At 37.3% G+C, this 2,313-nt stretch carries 3 protein-coding genes; all 3 read left to right on the top strand.

The genetic code is table 11. The features are described from left to right. Nucleotides 1-1,534: CRISPR-associated ring nuclease Csm6 (gene csm6 / locus FKZ43_RS11170; RefSeq protein ID WP_181180363.1), on the top strand; the 1,534-nt coding region annotated here is incomplete at its 5' end. Between the two features lie 194 nt (nucleotides 1,535-1,728). Beyond that, complete coding sequence (locus tag FKZ43_RS11550; RefSeq protein ID WP_181180362.1) at nucleotides 1,729-1,878, top strand: hypothetical protein; 150 nt, start codon at nucleotides 1,729-1,731, stop codon at nucleotides 1,876-1,878. Nucleotides 1,879-1,920: 42 nt separating this feature from the next. Continuing rightward, nucleotides 1,921-2,244, top strand: coding sequence for a DUF4258 domain-containing protein (locus tag FKZ43_RS11165; protein WP_219916531.1), 324 nt, complete (start codon nucleotides 1,921-1,923; stop codon nucleotides 2,242-2,244). Nucleotides 2,245-2,313 lie beyond the last annotated feature (69 nt).

Genomic DNA, 2,313 nt, shown 5'->3' with positions numbered 1-2,313 from the left:
TAGGGGGGATTTACCCCCATTGCTTGGGAAAGATGGTGTGTTTGAAAAATTTTGTAAGGAGTTTAAAACACGTCCGAAATTTACCGAAAAAAACATACTGGTTATAAGGGATAGAGAAGGCAACGAACTTGATGATATCCGTGATAGTGTTCATAATGAATGTGCTTCTGATTTTATAACAAGTGTGATAAGGGAATTTTCAAAAAGAGATGATGTTGTGCTTCATTGTTCGGTTGCTGGTGGGAGGAAAACTATGTCGGTTTTTGCTGGGCTTGCTATGGCACTTGTTGGTAGAAAGCAAGACCGTCTTTACCATGTTCTTGTTTCGCCTCCAGAGGTTGAAGGCAATCCGAAATTCTTTTACAAACCGAAAAAGCCAGAATTTATAGAGATAGGAAAGGGTAAAAAAATAAATACTGATGAAGTTAAGATAACGCTTGCTGAGATTCCTTTTTTGAGGTTGGGAGAGAAGTATAGAAATGTATTTCCAGATGAGATAAGTTATACAGAACTTGTTGAAAGGATTCAAAATTACGAAGATTTTAGCGAGCCGATTGTAAAAGTTGATACTGATGAAGTTAAGATCGTAGGCAAGAGTAAAAGTTTGAAAAACGCTCTCAGGGATCTTGAAAAGTATGCGAAGAGCAAGGTCAAAAGTGTTCTTTTGATTGGAGAGACGGGCACGGGGAAAGAACTTTTTGCAAGGTATCTTGCAAAGATGTATGGTAAAAGTTTTACAGCTGTAAATTGCGCATCTATCCCGGTAAATTTACTTGAGTCGGAATTGTTCGGTCATGTCAAGGGTGCTTTCACTGGCGCTAATAGAGATAAAAAGGGAATTTTTGAGGAGTGTGACGGTGGGATTGTTTTCCTTGATGAGATAAACAAGACGACAGCAGAATTTCAGAGCAAACTTTTAAGATTTCTTGAGTCAGGAGAGGTAAGAAGAATTGGAAGCAATGAGGTGAAAAAAGTTGATGTTGTTTTAGTTATCGCTTTGAACGAAGAGCCAGATAAATGGTTGGACAGAGGGGCGTTGCCTGATTTTTACAATCGCATATCAAGACATAAAGTTAGAATACCGCCATTGAGGGAAAGAAAAGAGGATATACCGCTTTTAGTGAAGTATTTCGTAGATAAGTATTCGCGTGAGCATGGCAAGAGCATCAAAGGAATTTCAAATGAAGTTATGAGAATGTTAGTTGCTTATGATTGGAGGGTTGGAAATGTGCGGGAGTTGGAAAATTACATTGCCGATATGGTAGCAAGAGCTGATGAGGATGAGACGATATTATCAAATCTACCTGATGACTTTGAAGAGAACATCAAGTCGCAGAATAGAGTGATTGGAGAAATGATACATCAGGTGACCGGAGGTAATGTTGTTGATTTACCGCTTTGCGAATTTGAAAAGCTTTATATTGAATATCAGCTTATGAAAAACGATTGGAATATTAGTAAAACTGCTAAGGTTTTGAAAATCCCAAGAACTACGCTTTACGATAAGATTAAAAAACTTGGCATATCAAGATAGCCCTTCCTATTTTTTAATGTTGGAATACCGACAGGTGTCGCCACGCCGACGTCGGAATACCGACAATATCAGATCTTTTATCAAAAATTTAATTGAAAATCAATTGGTAAAGGTTTTGGCACAGTTTTTGAAAATAAAGATTTAAAGGGCGGGGGTCCTGATGGGGGGTTAAAAATCAAAAAGGAGGAAAAATCATGAGGTTAAAAACAATTGAAGAACTTTTTAAGTTGCCTTTACCTATCATATTAATTCTGATTGGATTGGCGATGCTTGATGGAAAGTTGAAATTGATTGTTGAGGATGAGTTAAATAATGAGTTGGGTAGTAAGGAATTTGATGCTTGAGTTTGAAGAAAAAAATAATTTAATCTTATGGAGGTGATAAAAGTGAAGCTCACAACTCACGCATTAAACAGGATGAGTCAACGGAGGATAAGTGACGAATTGCTCAATCTTGCTTTAAAGTATGGTTTCGTAGTTTATAATGCTGGTGCAAAGTTTATATTTGTCAGGAAGAAAGATATTCCTGAGGATATGCCGAGGGCAATTGCTGAAAGAGTTGAAGGCATTGTGATCGTTATGAACCCAATTGATGGGACGATTTTGACCGTTTATAAGAATAAAAATGCTTTGAAAGAAATAAAGCGCAAGCTCAAGCGCTATGAGGGTAGAACGCCAAGAAGAAAATACAAATTAAGTGAGGTGCTCTGAGATGTCAGTGATATTTTCACTTACAGGTAATCCTTTTGTTGATGCAGGGATATACGTTATATCTGAACT

Source organism: Candidatus Thermokryptus mobilis, from assembly GCF_900070205.1.
Taxonomy (GTDB): Bacteria; Bacteroidota; Ignavibacteria; order Kryptoniales; family Kryptoniaceae; genus Kryptonium; species Kryptonium mobile.
The sequence above is the reverse complement of the archived record's forward strand: the minus strand, read 5'-3'. Positions and strand labels throughout refer to the sequence as shown.

Bases quoted from the DNA above. Each gene is read 5' to 3' on its own strand.
- FKZ43_RS11550 (WP_181180362.1), top strand. From the start codon at position 1,729: ATGAGGTTAAAAACAATTGAAGAACTTTTTAAGTTGCCTTTACCTATC.